The 21,056-nt window shown below is 70.9% G+C and carries 17 protein-coding genes and 1 pseudogene; 7 read left to right on the top strand and 11 right to left on the bottom strand.

Going from position 1 to position 21,056, the window contains the following annotated elements:
* Positions 1 to 14 precede the first annotated feature (14 nt).
* The 7 genes and pseudogenes from HUV06_RS02655 to rimP form a co-directional block, all read right to left on the bottom strand.
* Positions 15 to 383 (bottom strand): hypothetical protein, encoded by a 369-nt coding sequence (locus tag HUV06_RS02655; protein ID WP_174299722.1) that lies wholly within the window; start codon positions 381 to 383, stop codon positions 15 to 17.
* A 68-nt stretch (positions 384 to 451) separates the two neighbouring features.
* Entirely contained in the window at positions 452 to 1,066 is a 615-nt protein-coding gene (locus HUV06_RS02650) for a hemolysin III family protein (RefSeq protein ID WP_174299738.1), read from the bottom strand.
* A gap of 153 nt (positions 1,067 to 1,219) precedes the next feature.
* Positions 1,220 to 1,894, bottom strand: coding sequence for a nitroreductase (locus tag HUV06_RS02645; protein WP_174299721.1), 675 nt, complete (start codon positions 1,892 to 1,894; stop codon positions 1,220 to 1,222).
* A gap of 24 nt (positions 1,895 to 1,918) precedes the next feature.
* Complete coding sequence (pcaF, locus tag HUV06_RS02640; RefSeq protein WP_174299720.1) at positions 1,919 to 3,121, bottom strand: 3-oxoadipyl-CoA thiolase; 1,203 nt, start codon at positions 3,119 to 3,121, stop codon at positions 1,919 to 1,921.
* Positions 3,122 to 3,432: 311 nt separating this feature from the next.
* The gene (locus HUV06_RS02635) at positions 3,433 to 7,449 is read right to left on the bottom strand and encodes a Pls/PosA family non-ribosomal peptide synthetase (RefSeq protein ID WP_217433600.1); all 4,017 of its coding nucleotides are present in this window, start codon (positions 7,447 to 7,449) and stop codon (positions 3,433 to 3,435) included.
* An 80-nt stretch (positions 7,450 to 7,529) separates the two neighbouring features.
* The gene (gene nusA, locus HUV06_RS02630; RefSeq protein WP_174299719.1) at positions 7,530 to 9,161 is read right to left on the bottom strand and encodes a transcription termination factor NusA; all 1,632 of its coding nucleotides are present in this window, start codon (positions 9,159 to 9,161) and stop codon (positions 7,530 to 7,532) included.
* A gap of 254 nt (positions 9,162 to 9,415) precedes the next feature.
* Positions 9,416 to 9,961 (bottom strand): annotated as a pseudogene (rimP, locus tag HUV06_RS02625) (ribosome maturation factor RimP); the annotation flags it as partial.
* Between the two features lie 183 nt (positions 9,962 to 10,144).
* Between rimP and HUV06_RS02620 the strand changes: the two are divergent.
* The 4 genes from HUV06_RS02620 to HUV06_RS02605 all read left to right on the top strand — a co-directional run bounded on the left by HUV06_RS02620 (position 10,145) and on the right by HUV06_RS02605 (position 14,852).
* Complete coding sequence (locus tag HUV06_RS02620; protein WP_174299717.1) at positions 10,145 to 11,116, top strand: complex I NDUFA9 subunit family protein; 972 nt, start codon at positions 10,145 to 10,147, stop codon at positions 11,114 to 11,116.
* A gap of 131 nt (positions 11,117 to 11,247) precedes the next feature.
* Entirely contained in the window at positions 11,248 to 12,402 is a 1,155-nt protein-coding gene (locus tag HUV06_RS02615; protein WP_174299716.1) for an HlyD family secretion protein, read from the top strand.
* Positions 12,403 to 12,572: 170 nt separating this feature from the next.
* Positions 12,573 to 14,030: an efflux transporter outer membrane subunit gene (locus tag HUV06_RS02610; protein ID WP_254600845.1), complete on the top strand. Its 1,458-nt coding sequence runs from the start codon at positions 12,573 to 12,575 to the stop codon at positions 14,028 to 14,030.
* A gap of 36 nt (positions 14,031 to 14,066) precedes the next feature.
* On the top strand, positions 14,067 to 14,852 hold the full coding sequence (locus HUV06_RS02605; protein WP_174299714.1) for an SGNH/GDSL hydrolase family protein: 786 nt from the start codon (positions 14,067 to 14,069) through the stop codon (positions 14,850 to 14,852).
* On the opposite strand, the gene HUV06_RS02600 is transcribed toward HUV06_RS02605, so the two are convergent.
* Positions 14,762 to 15,550 carry a TOMM precursor leader peptide-binding protein gene (locus HUV06_RS02600; RefSeq protein WP_174299713.1) on the bottom strand — a complete coding sequence of 263 codons (789 nt, stop codon included), beginning with the start codon at positions 15,548 to 15,550 and terminating at the stop codon, positions 14,762 to 14,764. The two genes, HUV06_RS02605 and HUV06_RS02600, sit on opposite strands and share 91 nt — an antisense overlap.
* 64 nt (positions 15,551 to 15,614) lie before the next feature.
* Between HUV06_RS02600 and hslV the strand changes: the two genes are divergently transcribed.
* Positions 15,615 to 16,160 (top strand): ATP-dependent protease subunit HslV, encoded by a 546-nt coding sequence (gene hslV, locus HUV06_RS02595; RefSeq protein ID WP_174299712.1) that lies wholly within the window; start codon positions 15,615 to 15,617, stop codon positions 16,158 to 16,160.
* Positions 16,161 to 16,165: 5 nt separating this feature from the next.
* Here the strand turns inward: hslV and HUV06_RS02590 are convergent, their stop codons facing one another.
* Positions 16,166 to 16,366, bottom strand: coding sequence for an integrase (locus HUV06_RS02590; protein ID WP_174299711.1), 201 nt, complete (start codon positions 16,364 to 16,366; stop codon positions 16,166 to 16,168).
* Between the two features lie 114 nt (positions 16,367 to 16,480).
* On the opposite strand from HUV06_RS02590, the gene hslU reads away from it, so the two are divergent.
* Positions 16,481 to 17,791 carry an ATP-dependent protease ATPase subunit HslU gene (gene hslU, locus HUV06_RS02585; protein ID WP_174299736.1) on the top strand — a complete coding sequence of 437 codons (1,311 nt, stop codon included), beginning with the start codon at positions 16,481 to 16,483 and terminating at the stop codon, positions 17,789 to 17,791.
* A gap of 239 nt (positions 17,792 to 18,030) precedes the next feature.
* On the opposite strand, the gene HUV06_RS02580 is transcribed toward hslU, so the two are convergent.
* Together HUV06_RS02580 and HUV06_RS02575 are read right to left on the bottom strand one after the other, a co-directional pair.
* A complete protein-coding gene (locus HUV06_RS02580) occupies positions 18,031 to 18,552 on the bottom strand; it encodes a hypothetical protein (protein WP_174299710.1) in 522 nt (173 codons plus the stop codon).
* Positions 18,553 to 18,557: 5 nt separating this feature from the next.
* Positions 18,558 to 20,699: an HAD family hydrolase gene (locus tag HUV06_RS02575; protein ID WP_174299709.1), complete on the bottom strand. Its 2,142-nt coding sequence runs from the start codon at positions 20,697 to 20,699 to the stop codon at positions 18,558 to 18,560.
* Positions 20,700 to 20,810: 111 nt separating this feature from the next.
* On the opposite strand from HUV06_RS02575, the gene HUV06_RS02570 reads away from it, so the two are divergent.
* The coding region (locus tag HUV06_RS02570) for a hypothetical protein (RefSeq protein WP_174299708.1) at positions 20,811 to 21,056 on the top strand (246 nt) is incomplete at its 3' end.

Below are 21,056 nucleotides of genomic sequence, written 5' to 3'. Positions count from 1 at the left end.
AAGAGCGGGCGCCCTCAGCGCTCCGCCACCAGCCGGTTGGTGATCGGCTCTCCAGTGACGGCCTTGCCGGTCCAGGTGTCGGTCAGGGCGACTGCGGGGATGGGCTGGCAGTAGGAGGCGAAGGGGATCGGAAAGGGCTTCAGCTGACTCAGGCACACATCGTGGCCCTTCACGATCCAGCGTCCGGCGCGCCTGTCATGGTGGCGGCCCTCGGAAGTGAAGGTGCCGTCCCGGTTCAGCCACAGTTTTGAAACGCTTCCGTCGGCATAGGTCGAGACGATGGTGCCGCCGAAGGCCGGCTCAAGCACCTGCGCGCCCGACGGAACGGCCGCGACATCTGCGCCCAGGAGCGCCAGGGCGGCCAAACTCGTCGCTACTATCATCGCTGAAGTCTGGCCGAAGCGGCCGGCCCCGGCAAGGGCCAACCTGACCTTGGCCGTTCCTCCGCGTCCTAGTGCGCCGAGGCGAGCACCACGCCGGTGAGGATCGCCACCCAGTGAACGCCGGCGGCGGCGACCACGTGGCCGTGCCAGATGGCGCGATAATACTTCAGCCGCTTGTTGACGTAGAAAAAGATGCCGGTGGTGTAGACCACCCCGCCCAGCGCCAGCAGCATCAGGGTGACCCACGACAGCCCCTCCACAATGGGCTTCAGCGCCACCAGCACGATCCAGCCGAGCGCCAGATACAGCCCGATCCAGACCCGCCGCCCCATGCCCGGCAGCAACAGCTTGCCGAGCGCGCCGAGCAGCGCGATCGCCCAGACCGCCAGGGTCATGCCCCAGGCCCAGGCGCCGGTGAGCACGTGGGTGGTGAAGGGTGTGTAGGAGCCGGCGATCATCAGGAAGATGCCGGCATGGTCCAGGCGGCGGAACAGCGGCCGCCGCCGCTCGGTGGCGAAGTTGTAGGCGGTGGAGAAGCCGAGCATCATCAGCAGGCCACCCGCATAGACCCCCACCGCGCCGGCCTGGCTGAGCCGGCCCAGGCCCAATGCCAGGCCCAGCAGTACGCCTCCGCCGAATAGGGCGGTGACCAGCCCGATCAGGTGGATGACGAGGTCCGCCATGCGGGCGGCAGGGGTCGGGTAGTGGGGTCGGGCGGGGAGTTCGGTCGGCACGTCGGTCCTTCCCTCGGACGGATCCCCCCGCGTCCGTCACGATGGTCGTCATACCATGCCGGCCGGTGTCGGTGGAGGCGGATGCTCGACCGAAAGCGAATCTCAGCCCTCGAAGCCGTGGAAGGTCGCGAAAGCGTCGAGCGGTTCACGCTCCGACACCACACCGTTCACCGGGTGGACCGGGTCGGCATAGCCCAGCGACATGCCGACGATGATGTATTCGTTTTCGGGGATCGACAGCACCCGGCGCGTCACCGTCCAGTACAGGTTCCAGGCGCCCTGGGCGCAGGTGTCAAGGCCGCGGACCTTGGCAGCCAGCATCAAGGACTGCATGAACATGCCCACGTCCAGGAAGCTCATGGAGTCGAGGTCCTTGTCGATCGTGAAGACCAGACCCACGGGCGCGTCGAAGAAGCTCCAGTTGCGCGCCCACTGAGCCTTGCTCGCCGCCTCATCGCCCTTGGCGATGCCGATGCGGCCGTACATGTCCTTGCCGAGCGTACGCATGCGCGAGAGATAGGGCTCCTTGCGCTTGCTGGTGCGCGGGAACTCGGCCGTGGCGTCGGCGGGATCGGTCTCGGCGTGGGCCAGCACCTCGCGCACCAGCCGGTCGCGCACCGGACCTGCCACCACGTGGACCTTCCAGGGCTGTATGTTGGTGCCCGACGGCGAGCGGGAAGCCGTCTGCAGCAGCTCGCGCACCAGGGCGAGCGGCACGGGGTCGGGGCGGAAGGCGCGCACGGAGCGGCGCTGGCGGACGACGTCTTCAAATAGCAAGGGGCGGCTCCGGGGTGTGGCGTGTCAGCAGCGCTCGACCACCAGGGCGATGCCCTGGCCGACCCCGATGCACATGGTGCACAGGCCGTAGCGGCCGCCGCGGCGCTGCAGCTCCTCGGTCGCCGTGAGCGCCAGGCGCGCGCCGGACATGCCGAGCGGGTGGCCGAGCGCGATGGCGCCCCCGTTGGGGTTCACGTGCTCCGCGTCGTCGGGCAGGCCGAGCCGGCGCAGGACCGCCAAGCCCTGGCTGGCGAAGGCCTCGTTCAGCTCCACCACGTCCATCTCGGCGATCTTCAGCCCGAGGCGCGCGAGCAGCTTCTCGCTGGCCGGCGCGGGGCCGACGCCCATGATGCGCGGCGGCACGCCGGCCGTCGCCGCGCCCAGCACTCGGGCGCGAGGTGTCAGGCCGTGACGCTTGGCGGCCACCTCGCTAGCGATGATCAGGGCGGCGGCGCCGTCGTTGACGCCCGAGGCGTTGCCGGCGGTCACCGTGCCGTCGTGCCTGACGATGGGGCGGAGCTTGGCCAGCGCCTCCACGCTGGTCTCCCGCGGGTGCTCGTCGCGATCCACCTTCAGGTGGTCGCCCTTCCTCTGCGGGATCTCGACGGCCACGATCTCGGCGGCGAAGCGGCCGCAGCCTTGTGCGGCCGCAGCGCGGCGCTGGCTTTCAGCGGCGAAGCGGTCCTGGTCCTCGCGGCTGACCCGGAACTCTTCCGCGACATTCTCGGCGGTCTCGGGCATCGAGTCGACGCCGAACTCGTGCCGCATCGCCTTGTTGACGAAGCGCCAGCCTATGGTGGTGTCGTAGACCGTCGCCTCGCGGGAGAAGGCGGTCTCGGCCTTCGGCATGACGAAGGGCGCGCGGCTCATGCTCTCCACGCCGCCGGCGATGATGAAGTCGGCTTCACCGGCCTTGATGGCGCGCGCGGCGTCGGCCACCGCGTTCAGGCCCGAGCCGCACAGGCGGTTGATCGTGGCGCCCGGTGCGCTCTCGCCGAGGCCGCCGAGCAGCGCGGCCATCCGCGCCACGTTGCGGTTGTCCTCGCCGGCCTGGTTGGCGCAGCCGAGGATGACGTCGTCGAGCATGGCCCAGTCCACGTCCGGGTTGCGATGCTTCAGCGCGCGTAGCGGGATGGCGGCGAGATCGTCGGCCCGCACCGAGGCGAGCGAGCCGCCGTACCGCCCGATCGGCGTGCGCACCGCGTCGCAGATGAAGGCTTCGGCCATGTCGGTGCTCCTCAAGTCCAGCTCAGATAAGGCGTTCGTGGCGTCCGGCCAGCGGTGCACGTCTCCCTCCCCCTCGAGGAGGAGGCAATCGCAGCTGGCGGCAGACTCTTATCTCTCCCTGCGCAGCAGGGGGAGATGACCGGGCGAAGCCTGGTGAGGGGGGCTCGCTGGCCGGTCCGGCGGAGAGTGCGGCGCCCTACAGCCCCCTCCACCCCGCGTGCCGCGTGGTCCCCCTCCCCCGCTGCGCAGGGGAGGATAAGGGTCGCTGCTCCCTGCGATCGCCCTCTTCTCAAGGTGAAGGGAGAAGGAGGTCAGCTGCGGGCGGGCCTCGCCGGCGAGCCCTCCCAAGACGTCCCCGACGGCAGGGTCTCGCCCTTCATCAGCACCGACAGGTCGCCGAGCTGGGCGTCGTCCTCGATCACGCCGTCGTAGAGCACGATGGCCAGCGAGCCCACCGTGGCGCGGCGGCCTATGGTGACGGAGGAGACCTTCATCACCCGGTCCTCGAACAGGTGGGTCTGCAGGCCGGCGTTCTCGTTCAGGGCGGCGTCATCGCCGACGGTGACGAGGTCGGGCTCGGTGATGTCGGTGGTGTCGGTGAAGACGCGTTTGCCGATGCGGCAGCCTAACAGGCGCAGGTAGATGTTGAGGTAGGGCGTGCCGCGCAGGGGCTCCAGCAGCAGGGGTACCACCAAGTTCTCGTAGGTGGAGGTGACCATCTCGGTCTTCCACACGAACGGACTCCAGAGCGGCTTGGTGACAGGCTCGTAACGGCCGGCCACCAGCCACTTCAGCGCCACCACGAAGGCGCCGGCGGCGACCGCGAACCAGATATAGAGGAAGGGAAAGAACAGCGCGATCAGCAGCGCTCCGTGTCGCTTGTCCGACAGGTCGCCCACGATGGACAGCACCGCGCTGAACAGGGCGATGAAGACGGTGAGCGAAAGCGTGATGCGCACGTACTCGATGGCCAGGCGGGTGGCGACCAGCCGTTTGGACGGGCGGAAGCGCGCGCCCTCGTCGAACACCGCGAAGCTCTGGCGGCGGGGCAGGCGGATGGCGGGGGAGCCGAACCAGGTTGAGCCGTTCTGCAGCGCGCCCGCCCGGTCTTCGGGCGGCTTGGACAGCACCCCGATCAGCACCTCCTCGCCCACGTCGGCGCCAGCGGGCAGCAGGCCGGAGTTGCCGATGAAGGTGCGCCGGCCGATCCGGGTGCGCTGCAGGTTCAGCGCGCCGGGCTCGGCGCGGGCGGCGCCGAAGACCACGCCGTCGGCGATGAAGCTCTCCTCGCCGATGTCGATCAGGTCGTGGACGACCGAGGTGGCGGTAGAGATCTCCGCCCGCCGCCCGACCCTGGCCCCCAGCGCCTGGTACCAGGGGCGAACGTACAGGGTGGCGTAGATCGGGTGCAGCAGCTCGAGCGCCAGCAGGCCCAGCTGCCGCACGAACCAGAAGCGGACGTAGAACCAGCTCCAGAGCGAATAGCGGCCGGGCTTCACGCGGCCGAGCAGGCCCCACTTCACCACCACGGTGAGCAGGCACATGGCGATGACGTAGACGAGCGCCAGCACCGGCGAGAGCGCCATGTAGGTGTAGTCCGAGGTGCGCCAGTCCAGCTCGATCATGGCGATCAGGCCGGGCGCGATGGGGATCACCGCCATCAACGGCAGCAGCGGCGCGGCCAGGAGCAGACCGAGGTTCACGAGCAGGACCCGCACGGCGCCCGGCCGCTCCATCGGCGCCCGTGGCGGGGCTGAGCCGGCATGGACGGCCGGCGAGCCGGTCCAGGCCTGGCCGTCAGGGATGCGCTCGCCAGCCGGCAGGGCGGAGAGGTCCTCCAGCACCGCGCCTTCGCCAAGGCTGGCGTTGCGTCCCACCACGGCCATGGTGCCGAGGAAGGCGTGGTCGCCCACGTCCACCCGCCCGATGCGCAGCAGGCCGCGCTCCACCGAGACGGTGGCCAGCACCGCGCCCTCGCTGACCACCGCGCCCTCGCCGAGGCTGACCAGGTCCGCGGCGTCGATGTCGTCCAGGCCCACGAAGGCGCCGCGGCCGATCCGGCAGCCCAGCAGGCGGTAGTAGACCCGCATCATCGGCGTGCCGGCCAGGAATTGCACCGGCACGATGGCCAGGAACCGTCGCACGAACCACCAGCGGAAGTAGTAGGCGCCCCAGAGCGGGTGATCCCCCGCCTTGTACCGCCCGATCACGATCCACTTCACCGCGATCGAGAGCAGCAGCACCAGCGGCGGCATGACCACGAAGGCCGCGCCCGCCACCACCAGCGGCAGGATGCGGTCGGTGTCCGAGGCCAGGGCCTCGTAGGCCAGGTAGGGAAAGATCCACTGCACGCCGGCGGTGGCGAAGATCGGGATGAGCGCTATCGTCTGGGCGACGACGCAGAGCGTGCGCCGCAGCTGCGGGATCGGGTGGAAGGGCTCCGGCGGCCTGGCCGCAGCGGTGGCGGCCGGGCGGGCGGCGTCCAGGCGAGCGGCCAGCGTGCGGATGGTCGGCGCGGCGTAGAGGTCCTGGATCGAGACGCTGGCCAGCGCGGGCGTGGCGCGGGCGATGGACACCATGCGCGCGGCGCGGAGCGAATGGCCGCCCAACTCCTCGAAGAAGTCGTCGCTCGTGCTGATCGCCTGCTGGCCCAGGGACTCGCGCCAGGCGGCGAGCAGGTCGGCCTCCGTCTGGGTGGCCGGCGGCTCCAGCGTGCGGGTCTCGACCTCGATCCGGCGCGGCCGCTCCAGGGCCTTGCGGTTCACCTTGCCGGAGATCAGCGTCGGCAGGGCTTTCCGCACTTCGTAGGCGTTGGGGCGCATGTAGGCGGGCAGGCGCTCATTAAGCGCTCCGCGGATGCGGTCGAGGTCGATCTCCAGGCCGCTTCGGGGGGTCAGGAAGGCGACCAGGAGTTCGCTCCCGTCCTCCTCCAGGTATAGGTTCACCACGGCCTGGGCGACGGTGAGGTCGTCGGCGATGGCCGACTCGATCTCGCCGAGCTCGACCCGGTAGCCGCGTATCTTCACCTGGGTGTCGATGCGGCCGAGGAAGTCGATCTCGCCCTCCACGGTCAGCCGCGTCAGGTCGCCGGTGCGGTAAATGCGGTGCGGCGCGCCGTCCGGCCCCGCGAACGGCGCGGTGACGAACTTCTCCGCCGTCAGCTCCTCGCGGTGAAGATAGCCCAGCGCCAGGGCCGGGCCGCCGATGACCAGCTCGCCTTCGGCCCCGGCCGGAACGGGCAACAGCGCCTCGTCCACGATCCAGGCTGTGAAGTCCGGCAGGGGCGTGCCGATGGTGACGGGGCGGCCGGGCAGCAGCTCGGTCCAGGTGGCGGTGACGGTGGTCTCGGTCGGCCCGTAGGTGTTGAGCATGCGCCGGCCCGGCCGCGCCCAACGCCGAACCAGCTCCGGCGGGCAGGCCTCACCGCCGACATTGATGATGCGAGCGGTGGCCACGTCGCGGTCGAGCACCGCCAGGAGGCTCGGCACGGGGCACCAGACGGTGACGCCCTGTTCTTCCAAGGTCGCGGCGAGGTCCGGGCCGGCCTTGGCGAGCGCCTCGGAGCCCACCAGCAGCTCCGCGCCGTTCAGGAACGCGGCCCACATCTCCTCCACCGAGATGTCGAAGGCGAGCGAGGCGCCGGCATAGACCCGGTCGGCCGAGGTGACCCCCAGGATCGAGGCCTCCGAGCGGATCTGGAAGCAGACGTTACGGTTGCGGATCACCACGCCCTTGGGCCGCCCCGTAGAGCCCGAGGTGTAGATCAGGTAGGCCGCGTCCTCGGGCTCGGCGCCGGTGTCGGCGCGGGTCAGGGCTTCGGTGGGGAAGGCGGCCACGTCGCCGATGGCGGAGTCCACCGCGATCACGTTGGGCAGGGTGACCGGGAAAGCCGGCGCCCGCTCGGCGGTTGTGATGACCGCGAACGCCTCGCTCTCCGCGGCGATGTAGTCGACCCGGTCCTGGGGCGTGGCCCAGTCCACCGGCACGTAGGCCGCACCGGCCTCGAGCACGCCCAGCAGGGCCATGTAGGCGTCGAGCCCCCGCGGCAGGCAGATCACCACCCGGTCGCCCCGCCGTACGCCGCGGCTGGCGAGATAGCGCGCGAACTGGGACGCGCGGCAGCGCAGGCCGGCATAGGTCAGGTCGTTGCGCCGGCTGCTCTCGGTGTCCGGGGTGGCGAGGCGCACGGCGACGTTGTGCGGGAAGCTTGCGGCCGTGGCCGCGAACACCTCATGCAGCAGTTCGTCGCGCTGATAGGGCGCGGTGTCGTAGGGCGGCGGGCGCGGCGCGATCGGAGCCGGCGACAGGGTGGGGGTGGGCGCGTTCACGGGCGGAGTCTAGCCTGATCCTCCGGTCGCGGGCGAGCCCGGACGGAGGGCCTGGTCCAAGGCCTCCGCCCGTGCGGCCGTCAGACCTCTTCCGCGGCCACGCTGTCCTCGTCGGCGAAGGCCTCCGCCGGCTCGTCCAGCGCGTCGGCCTCGATCCAGCCGGCGGCGACGCGGGCGCGCAGGATCAGCTTCTCGGCCTCCGCCTGCTCTATAGCCAGCCCCTCAAGGGCGCCGGCGACGCGGACCCGCTCGCCGGAGGCCTTGCTCTCGAAGGCGCCGCGCAGCTCGTCGGTGGAGAGGTCCGCCAGGTCCTCCACCGTCTTCACCCCGGCCTGGCCGAGCGCCACGGCCATGGGCAGGCTCACGCCCTCCACCTCCAGCACGCCGTCCTCGACCCCGAGTTCCTTCCGTTCGGCGTCCAGTGCGGCGGCCTCCTTGTCGAGCCAGTCGCGGGCGCGGGCCTGCAGCTCCTGGGCGGTCTCCTCGTCGAAGCCCTCGACGGAGGCCAGTTCCTCCTCCTCGACATAGGCGATGTCCTCCACCGCCGCGAAGCCCTCGGTGACCAGCAGCTGGGCGATCACCTCGTCCACGTCCAGCGCCTCCTGGAAGAGCGCGGTGCGCTCGGCGAACTCGCGCTGGCGGCGCTCGCTGTCCTGGCTCTCGGTGATGATGTCGATCTGCCACTGGGTCAGCTGGGAGGCCAGGCGCACGTTCTGGCCGCGGCGGCCAATGGCCAGCGACAGCTGCTCGTCGGGCACCACCACCTCGACCCGCTCGTCCTCCTCGTCCAGCACCACCTTGCTGACCTCGGCCGGCGCGAGCGCGTTGACGATGAAGGTGGGCTCGTCGGGGTTCCACTGGATGATGTCGATCTTCTCGCCCTGCAGCTCGGCCACCACCGCCTGCACGCGGGAGCCGCGCATGCCGACGCAGGCGCCCACGGGATCGATGGAGTTGTCGTTGGACAGCACCGCGATCTTGGCGCGGGAGCCCGGGTCGCGGGCCACGGCGCGGATCTCGATCACTCCGTCATAGACCTCGGGCACCTCCTGGGCGAACAGCTTGGCCATGAAGCCGGGGTGGGCGCGGCTGAGCATGATCTGCGGGCCCTTGGCCTCCCTGCGGACATCGTAGATGTAGCAGCGGATGCGGTCGCCGACGTTGAACATCTCGCGCGGGATCGACTGGTCACGGCGCATGATGCCCTCGCCGCGGCCGAGGTCGACGACGGTGTTGCCGTACTCCACCCGCTTGACGACGCCGTTGACGATGTCGCCGCCGCGGTCCTTGAACTCCTCGTACTGGTGCTCGCGCTCGGCCTCGCGGACCTTATGGGTGACCACCTGGCGGGCCATCTGGGTCTGGACCCGGCCGAACTCGAACGGCGGCAGGATCTCCTCGTAGACGCTGCCGACCTGCGCATCCGGATAGCGGCGCTTGGCGACGGTCAGGCGCACCTTGCCCACGTCTTCCTCGCCGATCTCCTCCTCGTCGGTGACCACGGTGACGATGCGCTTGAGCGTCAGCTCGCCGGTCTTCACGTCGATGGAGGCGCGGATGTCGTGCTCGTTGCCGTAGCGCGACTTGGCGCCCTTCTGCATCGCCTCCTCGATCGCCTCGATGACGATCTCCTTCTCGATCGACTTCTCGCGCGCCACCGCGTCGGCGATCTGCAGGAGTTCCAGGCGGTTGGCGGAAATGCCGGTGGCCATGTTCGGAGGTTCCTTCGAGGCTATCGATCTCCCCCCTCGGGGGGGAGGGGACCAGACGCAGTCTGGTTAAGGGAGCGCTTGCCCCCTGCACCTGGCTTCACGTAGTCCCCCTCTCTCCGGCGGGGAGGATCGGGGTGTTGGTCGTCCTGGGGCAGGGGCTCGGACGTGATCAGGTGGGAAGCGGGCTTGGCTCCCCGGCCTGGCTTGGCCTTGCCCTTCGCCTTGGGCGCGGGTGTGGGTTCAGGAGGCTCCACATCGCCATCCTCGGCCATGCGGGCGGCGCGCTTCTCGGCGCCGAGCTTCATCAGGTCGTCGCTGAGCGTCAGCTTGGCGTCCTGCATCCAGGCGAACGGCACCAGCACGGTGTCCGCCTCGCCCTCCATGTCGAGCATGACATGCGGCTGCCCGTCCACGTCCTCCACCCCGGCGATCACGCCCTTGAAGCGCTTGCGGCGGTCGGCCAGGCGGTCCAGCTCGATCTTCGCTTCCAGCCCTTCGTTGGCGGCGAAATCCTTGAGCCGGGTCAACGGCCGGTCGATGCCGGGGCTGGAGACCTCCAGCCGGTACTCGCCGGAGACCGGGTCGGCGGCGTCCATCACCTCGGAGATGGCGCGCGACAGGCGCACGCAGTCGTCGATGCCGAGGTCGCCGTCCTCCGGCCGCTCGGCCATGATCTGCAGGGTCCGCCCGGTGGCCCCGCCGCCCATCAGCCGCAGGCGCACGAGGTCGAAGCCTTGCGCCTCGACCACGGGGTCGAGCAGTTCCAGCAGTTGGCGGTCCTCCGGGGTCTTCGCCCGCACGTGCGACCTTTCGAGCAATAAAAAAGCGGCGGGCCCGTCAAGGCCGCCGCTCGAAAGCGCCATCCAGCGCCATCTCGCGATGTACTGGAGCCCGTATAGCGCGGAAGGGGGCGGGGCTCAAGTTGCGGCCGCACCCGTCCTCCTCTAATCCCCGGCCCAGGTTCCGGCGTGAGGTGCGCGCGCATGCAAAAGCTGGTCACGGTCTTCGGGGGTTCGGGCTTCGTCGGCCGCTATGTGGTGCGCGCCCTGGCCAAGGACGGCTGGCGCATCCGCGTGGCGGTCCGCCACACCAATGTCGCCCACGAGCTGCCGGTGATGGGCGACGTCGGCCAGATCGAAGTCTTGCAGGCCAACATCCGCTATCCCGACAGCGTGGCGCGCACCCTGGAGGGCGCCTCCGCGGTGGTGAACCTGGTGGGCGTGCTTTACGAGGCGGGCCGCCAGGGCTTCGACGCCCTGCACAGCGCCGCCGCCAGGTCGCTGGCCGGACAGGCCGCGGGGTTGGGCATCGAGCGCTTCGTGCAGGTCTCCGCCATCGGGGCGGACCCGAACTCGCCGTCCAAGTACGCCCAGTCGAAGGCCGCGGGCGAGGCGGCTGTGCGCGCAGCGATCCCCTCGGCCGACGTGGTGCGCCCTTCCATCGTGTTCGGGCCCGAGGACGATTTCTTCAACCGCTTCGCAGGGCTTGCAGCCATCTCGCCGGTTCTGCCGCTGATCGGCGGCGGCACGACGAAGTTCCAGCCCGTCTATGCCGGCGACGTGGGCGCGGCGGTGGCCGCCGTCCTGGCCGACCCGGTGAGCGCGGGGCGCACCTACGAACTGGGCGGCCCGGGCGTCTACACCTTCCGGCAGCTGCTGGAGATGATGCTGCGCGAGACGCGCCACCGCCGCGCCCTGCTTCCCATCCCTACGCCGATCGCCAAGGTCATGGGCCAGGCGGGCGACCTGCAGGCCAGGCTGCTGCCGGTCATTGCGCCCCAGATCACCGCCGATCAGGTCGCCCTGCTCCAGCGCGACAACGTCGCCGACCCGGCTTTGCCCGGACTTGACGCGCTCGGGGTCATGCCGACGGCTCTGGAGGGTGTGCTGCCGACCTATCTGTGGAAGTACCGCAAGGGCGGGCAGTTCGCCCAACCCGTTCTGATGCGGGGCTGACCTCCACCGCCCGCCGCAGTCCTCAAGTTTTTATTTGGAACGGAACGTCCAAAGTTTATGACAGGCGTGGCCGCCCGGTCTCTTCGGGCGGAGCGTGAAGATGGCGCCGCAGACGCACTAGGGCAGGCTTCGTGAGTTACGTGGAAGAAGGAGCCGCGGCGGTCCAGGGGGAGGCGGAGCCCGGCGCCGGCGCGGCTGATCCGTCGTCCGGCGCCCTGCGAACCTCGACCCGCCTGCGCGCGCAGGGCTGGCGGCTGCCGTTGCTGATCCTCGCGCCCGTGCTGATCCTGCTGCTGGCGCTCTACCTGTATCTGAACGGCGGTCGCTACGCCGCCACCGACGACGCCTACGTCCAGTCGGCCCGCGCCACGGTGGCCAGCAACGTGCCGGGCCAGGTGGTCGAGATCGACGTGCGCGAGAACCAGTTCGTCCATGCGGGCGACGTGCTGTTCCGCCTGGACCCCCGCCCCTTCGACGTGGCGGCGGAACAGTCCCAGGCCGAGCTCGCCAGCGCTCAGCAGAACATCCAGGCGTCGCAGGCCTCCTACGCTCAGCGCGGCGCCGAGATCGAGGCGGCGCAGTCGGCCCTGCTCTACGCCAACAAGGAGCTGGTGCGTCAGCAGGCCATGGCGGCCTCCGGCGTCTCCTCCCAGAGCCAGCTCGACGCCGCCGCCCAGGCCGTCGCCAACGACAAGGCCCAGCTCGCGGCGGCCCGGCAGCAGCAGGCCAACATCCTGGCCTCTCTCGGCGGGCAGGCGAACGGGCCGCTGGCCCAGAACGCCTCGGTCCGGACCGCCCAGGCGGCGGTGGACCGGGCCAAGCTGAACCAGGCCTATGGCGTGGTGCGTGCGCTGCAGGACGGCGTTGTCACCAAGGTGGAGCAGCTGCAGGTGGGCGACTTCGTCAACGCCGGCCAGGCGCTGTTCACCCTCGCCGCACCGCGCCTTTGGGTGGAGGCCAACTTCAAGGAGGACCAGCTGGCCTACATGCGCCCGGGCCAGCCCGGGACCGTGAAGATCGACGCCTACCCGGCCCAGACCTACCGGGTGCACGTGGCCAGCCTCAGCCCCGGCACCGGCAACAGCTTCTCGGTGCTTCCGGCGGAGAACGCCACGGGCAACTGGGTCAAGGTGGTGCAGCGCCTGCCGGTGCGGCTGGTGTTCGACGACGACACCGCCGACATCCGCGCCCCGCTCGCCGCCGGGCTCAGCGCCAAGGTGACGGTCGACACCGCCCACCAGCGGAAGCTGTTTGGCTACGGGCTGAACCACAGGGCGGTAAGGTGAAGTGTGCTGCGTCCTTCGAGACGCGGGCCTTTGGCCCGCTCCTCAGGATGACGAAGGGGGTGGAAGCCGCACAAACCTTCGTCGTGCTGAGGAAGGCTCTGCAAGAGCCTGTCTCGAAGCACGCAGGACGATTGCAGCTTCTGCTCCAGGGCGCTGGGCGAAATCTCAGCTTGCTTTCCGTCTTGGCGCTCTCCGCCTGTGCGGTCGGCCCCGACTTCCAACGTCCCGCCCCGCCCGCGCTCGCCGGCTACGCCATGGTCGGCGACGACCCGCCCGCCTCCACCCGCGTCGCGCTGGGCGCCGAGGTGGCGCAGTCCTGGTGGAACGCCTTCCACTCGCCGTCGCTCGACGGCCTGATGCGCCAGGCGCTCGCCGACAATCCCACGCTCCAGTCCACCGATGCTGCCCTGCAGCAGGCGCGGCAGGATCTGGCCATCGCCCACGGCCAGCAGCTGCCCCAGGCTGACGCCCAGTTCGGCCTGCAGGAGCAGAGGCTGAACTTCGCCACCCTGGGGCTGAACTCTTCCACCTTCCCGGGCGTCAACAACAACCCGGTGATCGACCTCTATTCGGTGGGCGCGACGGTCTCCTACGCTCTGGACGTGTTCGGAGAGCAGCGGCGCAACGCGGAGTCGGCCAAGGCCAGGGTGGAAGCCCAGTCGCACCGGCTCGACGCCGCCTATCTGACCCTCACCGGCCAGATCGCCTCCCAGGCCGCCATCATCGCCGCCGTCCACGCCGAGATCGCCACGGTGGACGGCATGCTCGCCGCGGACCGGCACGACATCGCGCTGGTCCGCAGCGCCCAGGCGGTCGGCGGGGTCGCCGAGGAGGCGCGCGTCAACGCGGACGCCCAGAGCGCGCTCGACGCCGCCCTGCTGCCGCCCCTCCAGCAGCAGCTGGCCCAGGCGCGCCATGCCCTTGCCATGATGGAGGGCCAGCCGCCCGCCGGCTACACGCCGCCGGACTTCACCCTGGCCGACCTGCCGTTCCCCGCCACCCTGCCGGTCAGCGTGCCGGCCGACCTGGTCCGCCAGCGCCCCGACATCCTGGAGGCGGAGGCCCAGGCCCACGCCGCAACCGCCTTCATCGGCGTGCAGACGGCCAAGCTCTATCCCAACATCAACCTGACCGCCGCCCTGACCCAGAGCGCGCTGATCCCGGGAAACTTCTTCGACTACAGCGCCACCGCCTACACCCTGGGGGCCGGCCTCACCCAGCCCCTCTTCCATGGCGGCCAGCTGAAGGCCCAGCGCGAGGAGGCCGTGCAGCAGGCCCGCGCCCGCACGGCCGACTACCAGACCGTGGTGCTGCGCGCCTTCGGCCAGGTGGCCGACCTGCTCTCCGCCCTGGCCCACGACGAGGGCGCCCTCGCCGCCCAGCAGCACTCACTGGACTCGGCTCTGGCCACGCTGCGGCTGGACTCCGCCGCCTACCGCATCGGCGGCCAGGGCCTGCTCCCGGTGGTGGACGCGCAGCGCCAGGTGAACGCGGCGCGCTATCGCCTGACCCAGGCCGCCGCCCAGCGCTATCTCGACGCGATCCAGCTCTTCGTCGCCACCGGCCGGGGCTGGACCGCGCCTTCTGCCAAGGTCGCCTCGGCCCGGCCGGCGGCCCCACCCCGGTGATTTCGCCGGCGGCCAAGCTGGTCTAAGACGCTCTCCATGCAGACCCGCCGCTTGATCCGCACTGCGCTCGCCCTGGTAGGCGTTCTGACGGCCGCCGGATGCGCCGGGCCGCCGGTGCACCGCTACTTCCAGCCCACCGCGGACCAGATCGGGCCAGAGCCGAACAGCTACGGCGAGGTGGTGGTGCCCCGCCACGGGCTGATCGTGGTCCAGGGCGACCAGTTCGCCTATGGACTGGTGCGCGGCCGCTCGCGCCACGCGATCAACGGCGCGCAGGCAGGCCAGGCCTCCATCACCATCAGCCAGGCCCTGCGAAAGGCAGTGGCGGGGGTCGAGGTCGAGAACCGAGGCTATCCGGGCGACACGGTGGAGGCCAGCGCCGCGCGCTGGGCCTCCCTGTCGCCCGGCGACCTGCTCATCCTCTGCTATGGCTATGGCGATCTGCAGGCGCACACCCCTCCCCAGGCCTTCAGCGCCGCCTTAGCCAAGATGATCGCGTCGGCTCACGCCAGTGGGGCGGCGGTGTTCGTGGTCATGCCCCCGACCTCGGCCGACCCGCTGATCAATGCGGACCTCGGCAGCTATCGGTACAGCGAGTACGCCGTCGCCCATCAGGCCGGGGTGGAGGTGTTCGACGCCAGTTCCGCCATCTACCGCATCAGGGCGCCCGTCCTGAAGTCGGCGGCCCAGCCGGCCAGCGTCTACCAGGCCGTCGCCGCCGACATGGTGGCCTACATCAAGGTGGTCGCGCCGCCGCAGACCGGGCAGGCCGGATCGGGCGAGAGCCGCACCGTGCGCGTCTCTCCGGCCAGCGCATCGTAGATCAGCAGCCGCCCAGCCAGGGGCTGGCCGGCGCCCGCAATCCATTTCACCGCCTCCAGCGCCATCATCGCGCCGATGACGCCCGCCAGCGCCCCCACCACGCCCACCCGTGCGCAGGTCTCGGCGCCCGGCGGGATGTCGTCAGGCGTCAGGCAGCGATAGCAGGGCTGGCGCTCCGCCAGCGGCCGGCCGCGGGTGAGGCCGGCGGCGAACACCCCCACCTGGCCGGTCCAGCGCTCGATGGCCCCGGAGACCAGCGGCCGGCCGACCTCCACGCAGGCGGCATTGACGGCGAAGCGGGTGGCGAAGTCGTCGGTCCCATCGAGCACCACGTCATACCCGCCAGTCAGCGCAGGCGCCGTCTCCGCGCCCAGCATGACGGGATGCAGGTCCAGGCTCACCCCGGGATTGAGGCCGCCCAGCCGTTCCGCCGCCGCCTCGACCTTCAGCCGTCCGACGTCGCCGGTAGCGTACAGGGTCTGGCGCTGCAGGTTGGACAGGCCCACCGTGTCCCCATCGACCAAGCCGAGCGTCCCCACGCCCGCCGCCGCCAGCATGGGCGCCGCCGCGCTGCCGAGACCGCCCATGCCCACCATCAGCACGCGCGCGGCGTGCAGCGCCTGCTGGCCGGCCCCGCCGATCTCGCGGAGCACCAGGTGACGGGCGTAGCGTTCGACCTCCTGATCCGAGAACGCCAATGAAGCTCCTGAACTTGACCCCACCTTCACGCGCCGCCACATGGCCGGCCATGAGTGAAGCTGAATGAGCGAGGCTCCTACACCCGGCTGGCGCGGCACGACCATCCTGGCGGTGAAGAAGGGCGAGCGCACCGTGATCGCCGGCGACGGCCAGGTCACCATGGGCGCCACCATCGTCAAGGCCAACGCCCGCAAGGTGCGGAGGCTCGCCGGCGGCAAGGTGGTGGCGGGCTTCGCCGGCGCGACGGCGGACGCCTTCACCCTGCTGGAGCGGCTGGAGCAGAAGCTGGAGGCCCATCCCGAGCAGTTCGCCCGCGCCTGCGTGGAGCTGGCCAAGGACTGGCGCACCGACCGCTACCTGCGAAGGCTCGACGCCATGATGATTGCGGCGGACGCGTCGAGCGTGTTCACCATCACCGGCGCCGGCGACGTGCTGGAGCCGGAGGCCGGCATCGCCGCCATCGGCTCCGGCGGCCCCTACGCGCTGGCGGCGGCGCGGGCGCTGAAGGACTTCGACCTGGACGCGGAAGAGATCGCCCGGCGCGCCATGGGGATCGCGGCGGAAATCTGCGTCTACTCCAACACCAACGTGGTGGTGGAGACGCTTTAGTCCGCTTAGAAGAACGTCTTGGTGATGAGGGCGACGATGCCGGCCATTACCAGACCGACCATCCACTTCAGCAGCGTGAGGTCCGACTCTACCTTGTTGAAGCGATTGTCGTTCCCGGCCAGCGCTTGAGCGGCCCGCGCCGCCTTGTCCTCGGGTGCGCCGGCGGCCAGCAGGGCGTCGTAAACCTCTTTGACCATCATGGTCATGACCCAGACTTCCACCACTTGCCCCGACTAATCTGAGCGGCGCATCGCAACCCTGCAAGCTCAAAGGCAGGAGATGCGTTGCGCCTGCCGCGCGCCACGCTATCTCCCCCCACCATGACCGAATTCTCCCCCCGCGAGATCGTCTCCGAGCTCGACCGCTTCATCGTCGGCCACACTGACGCCAAGCGCGCGGTGGCCATCGCCCTGCGCAACCGATGGCGCCGCCGCCGGCTGGGCCCCGAGCTGATCGACGAGGTGACGCCAAAGAACATCCTGATGATCGGCCCTACCGGCGTCGGCAAGACCGAGATCGCGCGGCGCCTGGCCAGGCTGGCGCAGGCCCCGTTCCTGAAGGTCGAGGCCACCAAGTTCACCGAGGTCGGCTATGTCGGGCGCGACGTGGACCAGATCATGCGCGACCTGGTGGAGGTCGCCATTGGCCAGGTGCGCGAGCGCCGCCAGGCCAGCGTGAAGGCGCGCGCGGAAGGCGCCGCCGAGGACCGCCTGCTCGACGCCCTGGTGGGCGCGGCCGCCCAGCCCTTCACCCGCGACACCTTCAGGAAGAAGCTCCGCTCAGGCGAGCTGGACGACAAGGAGGTGGAGCTGACCTTGGCGGAGGCCTCAGGTGCGGCCCCGATGTTTGAGGTGCCCGGCCAGCCCGGCGCCTCGATCGGGGTGATGAACATCTCCGACATGATGTCCAAGGCCTTCGGCGGCCGCACCAAGACCGCCAAGATCGCCGTCAAGGACGCCTGGCGCCCCCTGATCGCCGAGGAGGGCGAGAAGCTGGTCGACCAGGAGGCCCTGACCCGCGAGGCGGTCGACCTGGCCGAGAACGCCGGCATCGTCTTTATCGACGAGATCGACAAGGTGGCCGTGCCCACCGAGCGCCGGGGCGGCGGCGAGGTCAGCCGCGAGGGGGTGCAGCGCGACCTGCTGCCGCTCATCGAGGGCACCACCGTCTCCACCAAGCACGGGCCGGTGAAGAGCGACCACGTGCTGTTCATCGCGTCCGGCGCCTTCCACGTCTCCAAGCCCTCGGACCTGCTGCCCGAGTTGCAGGGCCGCCTGCCGATCCGGGTGGAGCTGAAGGCGCTGACGCTGGCCGACATGCGCCGCATCCTGACCGAGCCTGAGGCCAACCTGATCCGCCAGCACCAGGCCCTGCTGGCCACCGAAGGCGTGACGCTGGAGTTCAGCGACGAGGCGGTGGATGCGCTGGCCGAATGCGCCGTGTCGGTGAACGCCAGTGTGGAGAACATCGGCGCCCGCCGGCTGCAGACCGTGCTGGAGAAGGTGGTGGAGGCGCTCAGCTTCGACGCGGCGGACAGGGCCGGCGAGACCGTGCGGATCGAGGCGGCCGACGTGCGCGAACGCGTGGGCGAACTCGCGCAGAACGCGGACCTGTCGCGGTTCATCCTGTAACGTTGGTCTTCCTCGCCAGGGAGGCACGATGGCGTGTACTGATCAGCTCTTATCCTCTCCTGCGCAGCGGGGGAGGGGGACCACGCGAAGCGTGGTGGAGGGGGCTTCCCGGCGCCGCGGCCTCCGCCGTCTCGGCCAGCGAGCCCTCCTCACCAGGCTTCGCCTGGTTCCCTCCCCCCGCTGCGCAGGGGGAGATGAGAAGCGCAAACGACATGTGATCGCCCTCCTCGATGGAATGATCAGCTTCCGCCCGGCGACGCAGTCCTCCTGCAGTTCCTCTGCAAGACCGAGCCGAGGTCCATCCCGTCCAGGTAGTCGCCGGGGACCACCGTCTGGCCCACCACCATCTGCACCGGCCCCTGCGGTCCGGGGAACTGGATCGGGCCGGTCGCCGCCCAGCCGCCGGTCGCCACCGGCGTGAAGTCGGTGCAGAGCGACGAGGGACGACGCAGGTAGATCGGCGGGGTGGCTGGCGGGATGCCGGGGAAGGCCGACCCGCTGGCCACGGCCGCGGCGGCGGCGGGGTCCAGCGGCGCGCGGGGCGTGCCGGCGGTCTGGACCTGGGACAGGCTGTTGCTAGGGCCATCGGCCTGGATGCCTGCCTTGAGGTTCGTCCGGATCGTCGCCTGGGGGGCGTTCTGGGCTGCGGTCTGCGCGCCGGCGGCGCTCGCCACGCCGGCGAGGGCGAGGGCGAACAGCAGCTTGACCCGCCCTGGCGCCCGCAGGGCCGAAGTGGACGCCATGGCTGGAGGGGTGTCCATCGGTCTCATCCCGCCATGCGCAGCGGCTCGGGCGCGCGCCGCCAGACGCCGTCTTCAAACTGAAAGCCGGCGTCGCCGTAGAGATTGCGGACGGGGCCGTTTCGCTCGGTCTCAACGATCGTCGCGATGATCCCCACCTCGCCCGACGCCCCGATCACCGCGTCGATTAGGGCGCGCTCCACCCCCAGGCCGATGACGCGGCAGCTCATCACCAGCCCGGTGACCTCGCCGGTCTGCAGCACTGCCGCCGCCACCAGGCCGTAGTCGCCGAAACGATCGCTGGCGTGGGCGATGAACAGTTCGCCCGCCGCCGCCCGCGCGGCCAACTCGCCGACGCGGAAGCGGCGCCCGGTGGTGTTGAATTGCGTTGTGCGGGCGAACAGCTCCGCCACCCGGGCCAGCGGCGCCTCGGCGCCCGCGCGCTCGACGCGGACCTGCACCTCCAGCGAACGCAGGAAGTCCGCACTGTCCGTGGCCGCCGTCCGTTGGCGGTCGCGGCCGAGCTGGGCCTTGACCAGGTCCGTGCGCGCCGTCGCCTCACCGGTCAGGACCGGGACTTGCAGCCGCGGGTCGGTGAGCAGCCGGCGGCGCAGGCCGTACAGGTCCTCGCCCCAGACCTCCACCTCGGGCAGGGCCTGGCGCACCCGCTCGCGCTCCACCGGATGATCGTCCACGAACAGGAAGGCGTCGAGCGCGAAGCCGAGTTCCGCCGCGACGGCGGCGATGCTGGAGGGCTTGTCCGCCCAATCCACCCGCCAGGTGACGAAGTCGTCGGGGGTGAGCAGCCGCTCCCGCGGATAGTGGTCGTCGTAGCGCCAGAGGCGCCGCACCAGCGCCTCGTCGTTCTTGCTGACGCAGGCCAGCACCACGCCACGGCGCTTCAGCGCCAGCAACGCTTCATGGATGCCGAACCACAGCCCGATGTGGGAATAGGCGCCGCTGACCTCCGGCGTCCAGGCGAAGGGCGCGCCAGTCTCGGCCAGCACGCCGGGCCACAGCGTGCCGTCCAGGTCCACGATCACGCACTTCTTAGCGTCGATCCCGCGCACCACCGCCAGGGCGTCCATGTGGGCGCGCGCCGCCACCCGCTCGCGGGCATAGGCGTCGCCGCCGAGGGCTGCTTGAAGCGGCGCCGGATCGGGGACGATGCCGTGCACCGCCGCGCGCTCGCGGCCGGGCCGCTGCAGCATCCAGCCCGCCCCGCCGAAATGGGTGAAGCCCACCAGGGCGTCGTCCAGCAGGCGCCCTGAGCCCTCTATGTTCAGGGCCGTGGCCATGTCGACCAGGTGAACGTCGGCGAACTCGTCGACGAGCGCCCCCAAAGCCAGGTTGACCCGGCGGAAGCGGTTGCGGTGGCCGTGCAGGCCCCTGTCCGCAAAGCCGAGGGGCTGGACGGTGGGCTCGGGCAGGCCGTCCAGCAGGATGGGCGCCGACGTCACCGCCCGCAGGCCCTCCAGCACCGCCTGGGCCTCAGCCACGTAGATCGCCGCCGGATCGCCGCCATGATCCTCGGCCGAGCCCATGGCCACCACGCGGCGCGAGCGCAGCGCGCCCACCAGGATGGCGTCGTGCGGACGCTCGGAAGCCAGGCGCAGGTCATCGGGGAAGGCCGTTGCGACACGGAGCGCCACGCCGCGCCGCGCCGCCTCGCGCCGCAGGAAGTCCGCCTCCATCTGCAGCTCGCAGTCGCCGAACAGCAGCACGTCCAGGCGGTGGCGCAGCGGGCGGCCGAGGGCAGCGGCCCCTTGCGCCTCGGTCACCGACCAGCAGGGGTCCGCACCGTCCTTGCTGCGGCGACGCAGGGCGTCCAGAGCCGCGCCGGCGTCGGGCTCGGCGGCGTCGCGGCCGTGCAGGTCGGACAGGCTTGCGGCGAGCTCCGCCTCCTCCGCCGCCGGCTCCCGGTCGGTCAGCAAGCCGTGCTCCATCAGCGTGGCCAGGCAGCCGGCCAGCACCTCCGGGTCGAAGCCCCGGCAGGCGGGCATCGCCGACAGCTCCCCCGGCATGTCGCGGGGCGCGGCGAAAGCGTCCAGGATCGCTGCGACCTGTTCGTCCACCACGAGCCGGAGCTGGGTCATAGCGTGGACGGCGAGCACCCGTCCGGCGCCGAGGCGCGTCAGGTGGACATAGCGGGACCGGCGGACGAGCATGGACGGCCTTGCGCGGGAACGCCGCCACGCTGGGGCCTTGGCCGTTGCAGCTTGGTTAACGCCTGTCCGGCATGAGGGATAGGTCCGCCCGTCTGGCTTCGGAGGCGAAGCATGTCCGATATGGTCCCCCGGCTGCGGCCCGGCGACAGGCTGCCCTTCTGCTACGGCATGGACGCCCGCCAGCGCTACTGGTCGTTCGAGGACCAAGCGGGCGCGGCCTGCGTGCTGATCTGCGCGGGCGCGGAGCCGCCCTCAGCCGCCGCCGCCCTCGCTGACGCCTTCTCCGCCCAGGCGGCCGCCTTCGCCGGGCGTGGTGCGCAGGTATGGCTGCTGGCCAGGGCCGGGGCGCCCGGCTGG

Source organism: Caulobacter sp. S45 (assembly GCF_903642205.1).
In the GTDB taxonomy this organism is placed as follows: domain Bacteria; phylum Pseudomonadota; class Alphaproteobacteria; order Caulobacterales; family Caulobacteraceae; genus CAHJWH01.
Note: the sequence above shows the minus strand (reverse complement) of the source record. Positions and strands in the feature narration are given on the sequence as shown.

What these genes read in the sequence shown, in the direction of transcription:
- HUV06_RS02580 (WP_174299710.1), bottom strand. Translation starts at nt 18,552, where the DNA reads ATGGACACCCCTCCAGCCATGGCGTCCACTTCGGCCCTGCGGGCGCCA.
- hslV (WP_174299712.1), top strand. Translation starts at nt 15,615, where the DNA reads ATGAGCGAGGCTCCTACACCCGGCTGGCGCGGCACGACCATCCTGGCG.
- HUV06_RS02620 (WP_174299717.1), top strand. Translation starts at nt 10,145, where the DNA reads ATGCAAAAGCTGGTCACGGTCTTCGGGGGTTCGGGCTTCGTCGGCCGC.
- pcaF (WP_174299720.1), bottom strand. Translation starts at nt 3,121, where the DNA reads ATGGCCGAAGCCTTCATCTGCGACGCGGTGCGCACGCCGATCGGGCGG.
- nusA (WP_174299719.1), bottom strand. Translation starts at nt 9,161, where the DNA reads ATGGCCACCGGCATTTCCGCCAACCGCCTGGAACTCCTGCAGATCGCC.
- HUV06_RS02590 (WP_174299711.1), bottom strand. Translation starts at nt 16,366, where the DNA reads ATGACCATGATGGTCAAAGAGGTTTACGACGCCCTGCTGGCCGCCGGC.
- HUV06_RS02650 (WP_174299738.1), bottom strand. Translation starts at nt 1,066, where the DNA reads ATGGCGGACCTCGTCATCCACCTGATCGGGCTGGTCACCGCCCTATTC.
- HUV06_RS02575 (WP_174299709.1), bottom strand. Translation starts at nt 20,699, where the DNA reads ATGCTCGTCCGCCGGTCCCGCTATGTCCACCTGACGCGCCTCGGCGCC.
- HUV06_RS02605 (WP_174299714.1), top strand. Translation starts at nt 14,067, where the DNA reads ATGCAGACCCGCCGCTTGATCCGCACTGCGCTCGCCCTGGTAGGCGTT.
- hslU (WP_174299736.1), top strand. Translation starts at nt 16,481, where the DNA reads ATGACCGAATTCTCCCCCCGCGAGATCGTCTCCGAGCTCGACCGCTTC.
- HUV06_RS02655 (WP_174299722.1), bottom strand. Translation starts at nt 383, where the DNA reads ATGATAGTAGCGACGAGTTTGGCCGCCCTGGCGCTCCTGGGCGCAGAT.